We start from the raw sequence: 6,949 nt of genomic DNA on the forward strand, positions 1-6,949 counted from the left end.
CTATCCTCCATGTGTCCGCAAATATGCCTGTGGTAATTCTTTCGCGAACAAGCCGCGCACAGAGCCAAATATTGTACCAAAATTACGTGCAGCTTTATGGAGTTTTCGGCGACCATATTTTCGAGAAAACAAAAAGACGAACAAGCCCAGAACTAATGACAGAATTCCTTTATAAAATTCCGACACCGCCTTTAGCGCAATCTGTTTTAGTGCCCCAAAATAGCCGTAAAGATCGACATCCTGATAAGAATTGATCCAGTTTTGCTTATAGCGCCTCTGAAAAGAGGCCATGAGCCCAATACGTGTCTCTGGCGTTAATTCAATGGCAATTGCCTCGGGTGTTGCAACACAGTGAACACCCTCGTGAACAGCCTGAAGAAACAGGAAACGATCACTACATCCGCTCAAGTTAAAACGTGGATCAAACCTCAGTCCCAAGCCCTCCGGACGAACAAGGCGTGAAGAGAATAAAACCCCATTCGTCGATACATATTTCAGATTCCAGTTCCACGAGGCCTTCGCTTTTTTGAGCGTATGACCCTCTGGAGAGATATACTTAACAGCACTTTGTATGACCTCCGCGCCGGTTTTCTCTTGAGCTGCAACTAACGCAGTTAACCAATCCTCGGAGACCGTCTGGTCATCATCAAGAAAAACGATCCAATCAGCGTTTTGATCAATGGCCCAATCTAATGCCATATTGCGCGCATGTACGATGCCCCGTTCAGGCTGAGGAAGGTAGCACACATGTCCTGCACTCACCTCTCTCACGAGCTCCTCTGTGGCTTTAGACGTTTCATTGTCTACTACACAAATAACCAGACTGGCGCCTTCGGGCACGGTCAGCCGACCTACAGAGGCCAGACATCTCCGCAACATTTCTGGCCGTTTGAATGTACAAACGGCTAAAACAATCACATTCTCGTTCATTCCCCCGGAACTCTTTGTTGAAAACCCGCAGGCATCCTTTCCTGAAACGCTTTGCGATTGCGTTTGGCGTTTCTCTTATTCAACTGAAGTCGTCGATGTTTGCGCAGATGATAAAACCGCGCGCGTGAGGTATCTTGTCCTGTTGTTGCTCGCAGGATGTCACTTTCCGCCCCTGAAGTCGTAATAGGCGGATCGATGAAGCCGTATCCGGCATCTGCATGACAATTCCAACGACGCAGAAAGTGGTCGATAGGCATATAGATGTGGTCTGCCGTTTCTAGAAACTGCTTTGCACCTTCTCGAGACCACAAGATCGCAGTCGTCGTATCTGGGAAGTAGTGCGCACGGCACAAAACACGCGTTTGTTGCCCGGTCGAGAAACGCGCAACTTCACTACCAAAACGTTTTACAGGCCGACCAAGATTCACCATATGCCAACCGGGCGCGCGCCCAGCTTCAAGATAATCAAGCAAACTTGACAGAGATTGCGCCGCATCCGGCATCAATTCGAGATCATCTTCGAGGCTCAGCCCATAGACAGCATCACTTTCAAGAAATCGTCTCACACAGTCGATATGACTAAAGTAACAACCTAGCTCTGCACCTGAGAGTTTGCGCCCGAACCATGATAGAGCTTTGGCTTCATCATACTCTGGAAATGACGTTGACGCAGTCGTGCGACCATCAAAAGCCGGCACACGTTCAAAAGGTATGCCAGCCCTATCCAATTGTTCTTTTGCATACTCAAAACGTTCAGTGCTGGCTTCCAAATTAATCACAAAGGATTTAATTTTTCCATTAATTAACAATGCTTTACCCCCCCCAAATAGCAAAATGCGGGGGCAAAATTATTGATAATAAAAACCAGTTGCAAGGTTTACGTATAGTAAACTTTGCAACACCTCAAACCTGCTCACATTCCACCACCAACCGCCTCACTGACCGCCTCCAATTTAGCATTCGCACACAGCCGCCCTGCCCGCTCAGCCGCCGCAGCTCGCGCAAATTGCGATTCTGTCGCAGGCAGCGGCCCCTCCCAACCCGCACAGGGCTCAAGGTCGAGCAAAGACAGTGCTGGCTCATGGCCACAGCCGCCCAGCAGCATCAGAGAGATAATCAGACAACGGTTCATCACCGCCCTCCTTTGAGTCGAGATAGTCATCGAGTTGCGCAGCCTCTTTACGAAACCGCGCTTGCTCCTAGTCAGACTGCCGCCGAATTCGCGCGGCCTCTTCAAATCCACCGATCTTGGCCTCAGCGATGTCGATCTGCTCGCGAAGCATTATGGCCCAGCAACCGAGACCAAGAGCGATCACAGAAAGCGCCGCAACCAGATATGTGACAGTTTTTTTACGTATGGAAAAAATCACCGCACCACCTCCACCAGATCGCCCAGAAGATGAATGACCCGCCGCGGCTCGATGCAGATGCCAGCGACCTCCGCAGATCGCCCTTCCGCATACGCCGCGCCAAGAGAGCCAATTGCGCCGGCATAATCACAACGCGGCACAATCATCCTTTCACCATGGGCGAGAATAAGTGTGAGCTCGTTAGGCCGAGCGGTCCAATAGACGCTCTGACCGGATGTCATGTCAGGCCCGACAAGCACAGAGCGCGGTTCGATGGCGGCATGCCTGGAAGGCCACGCCAGCGCCGGCTCTCAAGGCCCCGCACAACGAACCCTTTCACATAGACCCATCGTGGTAGCTGCTCGCAGGCTTCACGTAGTCGACCTTCATTCAGGCGACGCACCAATGTTGAATTGCAGGCAGCGCCACCCCCGACATTGAACGTCCAGTCGCGCACAGCCATCACGGTATTCTCAGGGATGCTCTGATTGGTGATGCAATGGCTCAGCGGCTTATCCACCTTTTCCGCCATATCCTCCCAGAACCATGCCTCGATCTGCTCGTCTGAATAGCAGTCCCCGACTTTCAATGTCGGATCCATATGCCCCACGCCAACTGTCGGGTAGCCACCACTGTCGAGGTAAACGCAGTTTTCATAACCTTCCCATGCAGAAGTGTAGGCCCATTGCCCCGTCGCAAGAGTGGCCGTCAGAATGCCGCCGACCATCACACCTGCGCCGCGCTTGCTGATTGCCCCACTCTCATCCTGATGAAAATCGACTTTTCGGCTTTTCCACCAATTGATGATTTTCGTCAGGTTAAGAAAGATCGTCATGATCCCGATCACAGCCCCACAAGTCGGGATCACAATGGTGTTGAGAAAACTCGCATACTGCTCGGGGGACGGCATCACCCACGGCCACGCGATCGACCCTCCCGAAACCGTCAGCGCCACCTTAGTCGATGCCATTTGTTCAATTCTGCTCATTTTGCCCCTCTCTTCGGCATGAAAAAAGCCGCCCGAAGGCGGCTTGCGATTATGATGTGAGAGCGTCTTAAGCGGGCGGATCAGGCCAGACCACCGCGCTCAAATCCTTCGCCTCGGTGATGTCGCGCAAAGCTTGGCGATAAACTGCCCAAGCAGCCTTGTCCTCGGCCGACAGCGGACTATCCGACATTTGCGTCCAGTCAGACGCCGCCAAAAGCGGATCACGCTTGACGCGGATCGAGGCAAGAAGGTCTGCATCAGATGGAGGCTCAACTTCACGAATAAAGGAGGAAATTTTTACAGTCATCGCTTCACGACCCCATAGAGATTGATTTTACCCGCCGTGATACTGGCATCCGCAGCTAAACGCAGAGCACTCACCACCCCTAAAGGGGCAACCCCAGAAGACATGAGCACGTTTGACCCATAGGTCATAACTCCATGCGCCACAGCTCCCCCACCAAGACCGGAAATGTCCAAGTGCCCGCTTTTAATATTACCGCTCACACGGGTAAAAATGATACCTGATGAACTAGACGATTCATCATTGGTGTTAGAAACCGTAGACGTGTAGCCTGAGTTTTCGAACGTCACACCATCAAATGAAACTCGCACAAGAAGAGTGGCATCAGTCGTGATCAGACCTTCAAAGGACAATTTGACAACTTCCCAATCATCAAGGCCGGTAAAATCAATCGTGTTCACGTCCACCGAATGCTCCCACGAGGCAAGTAGCTGCGGCTTGAGCGAGTCAATATAGGTCAGAACACTCCCTCGCGTCGGGAGAGCATTTGGGTCCACAGTAAAATCCTCATCGTCGTTGGCGTTATAATGCGCAGCGCTTTTAAGACTATCCGACAAAGCCTGCACCGCCGCCAGCGTATCCTCTTCGCCATTCAACGCCGTTGCGATCTCGACAGCCAAAGCCTGAATTTCCGGCGCAAAATTCGCAACCAGCCACGACATAAGCGCCGATGCCCGCCCATCGAAAGACGCCGGGTCGCTCGAAGACGGCAACTGCCCGTCATAGGGCGTGATTTCAGTAAAGCTCATGACAGCCCCTTATTTGTGAAAGAGTAGAGATATTCGTCCGGACCATCTTCGACCCAGTCGATTGTCCCCAAGATGCCAAAGTGAATGGTCGAGGGAATGTCATACGCCCCAACCGTCACCACCAGAGAACCGGCCAACTCACCCATGCGCGGCTCGATGGACTCGAACGAAAAACGATCCGCTTCGACGATATAGGTCATTTCCCGCCGCGTCGGCCGCTTGGTCCAGATCGTGCGCCCGAAGTCATTCACCTCATAGCGAGATGCGGTCACCGTCCGACCTGAGGTTTTTGGCTGCGCTTCCCCCACATAGAAGGACTGACCGAGAAAGACCTCGCCCACGGACAAAGCCCCGCCCAGCACCTCGATCACGACACGTCGAGCCGAGACCGGAATGCCGTAGAAAAACGCCTTATCCCGACGCGGATCAGGTGTGATCGTAAACCACTCCCACCAGCCGGAGACCTCGCGCCCGCCCAGCGACAAGGAGCGCTCACCGACCTTCTGGTCCGCAGCGTTATAGAACACCACAGAAACCGACACGGCACGCACCCCGAACAGGCCCAGTACATCGAAACTGTCCGAAACCGTGACATCGATCACGAGACTCTCGGAAGCCACAGTCGGGTTATCAAGCACCCCATCAAAGGCGGCATAGGCATTGGTGTATTGCACCTCCAGCCATTCCGCCGAGACCTTGCTCTGATCAACCAACGCCGGATCCGTGCCGAGATTGTCCGCGACCATGCTTTCAAAGATGCGATGATCGCGCACCACCCGGTCACCAAGGCCATAGGTCACGTCTACGGCCCATGCAGGCTCATCATTTTCGGTCACTGACACCGACACATTATCCAGCGAGATTTCAACCGGTTCACAGACCAGCATCAGAAGCTCCTTTCTTGCGGATAGCCCTCTTCGTCCCAGGTCTTGAAAATCCCGACCATGGTCTGAAGGAGCTGCACCGCCGCCCCCTCATCCCCCCCGAGCGAGGTCCGCCCGTATTGCGTCGTGCCCGACGATTGCGCGACCTCCGTTACCGTCGAATACCCACGCGCCGCCGCCACTTGTGCCAACCGCGCTTCATACTCATTGGCATACCAGCCACCGGAGGCATCAAAGCTTTCATCAAGCCCGGAGTTGACCGCAGCGAAAGCATCCGCCACGCCCAACAGCGTCGCATAAGTCTCGCGACCGCTTTCCGTCATCAGATCCTGCGACAGGATCAACTCACGGAACCCCTTGAGCGTGTCCGGAATAGCCATGCTCAGACCATCGAAGACCGCCGCCACCTGATCAGAGACCACCTGGAAGCGCTCCGCCTCGCTGAAATACGTCGCCACAAAGGAGCTGACACCAGAGGACAGCGCAGACGTGCCCCCCACCAGATCAGCTACCTTGGACGCGGCCTCGGCCATCTCTGCGAACGTGCCGAGAAAGGCCTGTCCGCTGGGCTCAAGAATGTTTTTCACCTGCGCAAAGGTCGAAGCCAACTCAAGAGAGACCCCGCCAATCACTTCGGAGATCGCATCCCCATAATCTGAAAACGCCTCGGAAATTTTCTCCGCGATCTCATCTTCGCTGAGACCTTTGGTTTCAATCTTTCCGAAGTCGTAATCGAACCCTTCAACGAAACCCTCTTCGACAGCCTCACCAGCCGCCTTGTAGGTCTCGGAGACAACCTTTTGAACCGCTTCGACCTGCTCCATCAAGGCCGCAGAGGTTTCATCATCGAACGCTTTGAGTTTGGTTGAGGTCTTGGTTTTCAGCCCCCACCAGCTCTTTTTCTTCCAGGTTTCATAGGTGCCCCCCAAAAGCTCGCCATCTTTGAACGAGAAATCAAACCCCGTCCCGATCAGCTTTTTCGAGCTGAACCCTTTGATCAGACCGAACACAGCACCGACCGCACCGATGATCGGCATGGCCGCAGAGGCCGCAGCCCCAATGCCGCTAAAGATGGAACTGGCAGAACCCCAAGAAATCCCAGAAACCGCCGATGTCACTCCGCTCCAAGCCGTAGAGAGGCTTGTCCCGATGGAGGCAAAACCACCACCAGTGAAGGCATCCGACAGAACCGAAGTGAAAGACTGCGTTGCACCCGACATGTAATTGGAGAAAACCCCTTTCACACCACCCACGAGATCACCCTGCGCGAGAGACGATGCAAAGCCCTGCGAAATCGACTGTCCCGTCGAGGAAGCAATCTGCGCAAGGCTCTCGCCAAGAGACGACACAGCCTTTTGCGCAAGCGGCGCGGCATCCTGCACACCGACGACCAAGCCTTCGACAAGGCTCACCCCGAAGCCCTCTGAGCTACTCCCCATTTGTTGGACAGGATCTGGCGTAAATTAAGCTACTCTCTGCTCCTGCTGATCGGGTTGTGTTCTGTCATTTCTCAGCCAATAGACCACGGCTGGCGGCCTGCCGCCAAGGGCTGAGTGTGGGCGTTGGTTGTTGTAAAAGGTCATCCATTTCCGGATGCCTGCCTTCGCTTCTGATCCGGTCTCCCAAGCATGCAGGTAGACACACTCGTATTTCAGGGTTCGCCAGAGCCTCTCAATGAAGATATTGTCCAGGTAGCGGCCCTTCCCATCCATTGAGATACGCACGCCGGATCGGCGGAGCCGGTC

The 6,949-nt window shown here is 54.0% G+C and carries 10 protein-coding genes; all 10 read right to left on the reverse strand.

What is annotated here, in order from left to right; translation table 11 throughout:
* Complete coding sequence (locus BM152_RS14855; protein WP_066600884.1) at positions 1 to 930, reverse strand: glycosyltransferase family 2 protein; 930 nt, start codon at positions 928 to 930, stop codon at positions 1 to 3.
* A complete protein-coding gene (locus BM152_RS14860) occupies positions 927 to 1,739 on the reverse strand; it encodes a glycosyltransferase family 25 protein (protein WP_074914381.1) in 813 nt (270 codons plus the stop codon). The genes BM152_RS14855 and BM152_RS14860 overlap by 4 nt, the downstream gene beginning before the upstream one ends.
* 104 nt (positions 1,740 to 1,843) lie before the next feature.
* On the reverse strand, positions 1,844 to 2,062 hold the full coding sequence (locus BM152_RS14865) for a hypothetical protein (RefSeq protein WP_066600887.1): 219 nt from the start codon (positions 2,060 to 2,062) through the stop codon (positions 1,844 to 1,846).
* Between the two features lie 234 nt (positions 2,063 to 2,296).
* On the reverse strand, positions 2,297 to 2,446 hold the full coding sequence (locus tag BM152_RS19315) for a hypothetical protein (protein ID WP_156444349.1): 150 nt from the start codon (positions 2,444 to 2,446) through the stop codon (positions 2,297 to 2,299).
* 71 nt (positions 2,447 to 2,517) lie between these two features.
* Positions 2,518 to 3,267, reverse strand: coding sequence for a lysozyme (locus BM152_RS14870; protein ID WP_066600889.1), 750 nt, complete (start codon positions 3,265 to 3,267; stop codon positions 2,518 to 2,520).
* Between the two features lie 67 nt (positions 3,268 to 3,334).
* Positions 3,335 to 3,574 carry a tail fiber assembly protein gene (locus tag BM152_RS14875; protein WP_066600893.1) on the reverse strand — a complete coding sequence of 80 codons (240 nt, stop codon included), beginning with the start codon at positions 3,572 to 3,574 and terminating at the stop codon, positions 3,335 to 3,337.
* Positions 3,571 to 4,320 (reverse strand): hypothetical protein, encoded by a 750-nt coding sequence (locus BM152_RS14880; RefSeq protein WP_066600895.1) that lies wholly within the window; start codon positions 4,318 to 4,320, stop codon positions 3,571 to 3,573. Before BM152_RS14880 ends, BM152_RS14875 begins: the two co-directional genes overlap by 4 nt.
* Entirely contained in the window at positions 4,317 to 5,207 is an 891-nt protein-coding gene (locus BM152_RS14885) for a hypothetical protein (RefSeq protein WP_066600897.1), read from the reverse strand. The genes BM152_RS14880 and BM152_RS14885 overlap by 4 nt, the downstream gene beginning before the upstream one ends.
* Positions 5,207 to 6,643, reverse strand: coding sequence for a hypothetical protein (locus BM152_RS14890; protein ID WP_139222516.1), 1,437 nt, complete (start codon positions 6,641 to 6,643; stop codon positions 5,207 to 5,209). Before BM152_RS14890 ends, BM152_RS14885 begins: the two co-directional genes overlap by 1 nt.
* Positions 6,644 to 6,667: 24 nt before the next feature.
* A partial coding sequence (locus tag BM152_RS14895) for an integrase core domain-containing protein (RefSeq protein ID WP_139222490.1) occupies positions 6,668 to 6,949 on the reverse strand: 282 nt, incomplete at its 5' end.

The sequence above is a fragment of the Celeribacter halophilus genome, from assembly GCF_900114135.1.
Classification (GTDB): Bacteria; Pseudomonadota; Alphaproteobacteria; order Rhodobacterales; family Rhodobacteraceae; genus Celeribacter; species Celeribacter halophilus.

Excerpts from the sequence above, each read along its gene's own strand:
- BM152_RS14855 (WP_066600884.1), bottom strand. The coding sequence starts at position 930 with ATGAACGAGAATGTGATTGTTTTAGCCGTTTGTACATTCAAACGGCCA.
- BM152_RS14865 (WP_066600887.1), bottom strand. The coding sequence starts at position 2,062 with ATGAACCGTTGTCTGATTATCTCTCTGATGCTGCTGGGCGGCTGTGGC.
- BM152_RS19315 (WP_156444349.1), bottom strand. The coding sequence starts at position 2,446 with ATGATTGTGCCGCGTTGTGATTATGCCGGCGCAATTGGCTCTCTTGGC.
- BM152_RS14870 (WP_066600889.1), bottom strand. The coding sequence starts at position 3,267 with ATGAGCAGAATTGAACAAATGGCATCGACTAAGGTGGCGCTGACGGTT.
- BM152_RS14875 (WP_066600893.1), bottom strand. The coding sequence starts at position 3,574 with ATGACTGTAAAAATTTCCTCCTTTATTCGTGAAGTTGAGCCTCCATCT.
- BM152_RS14880 (WP_066600895.1), bottom strand. The coding sequence starts at position 4,320 with ATGAGCTTTACTGAAATCACGCCCTATGACGGGCAGTTGCCGTCTTCG.
- BM152_RS14885 (WP_066600897.1), bottom strand. The coding sequence starts at position 5,207 with ATGCTGGTCTGTGAACCGGTTGAAATCTCGCTGGATAATGTGTCGGTG.
- BM152_RS14890 (WP_139222516.1), bottom strand. The coding sequence starts at position 6,643 with ATGGGGAGTAGCTCAGAGGGCTTCGGGGTGAGCCTTGTCGAAGGCTTG.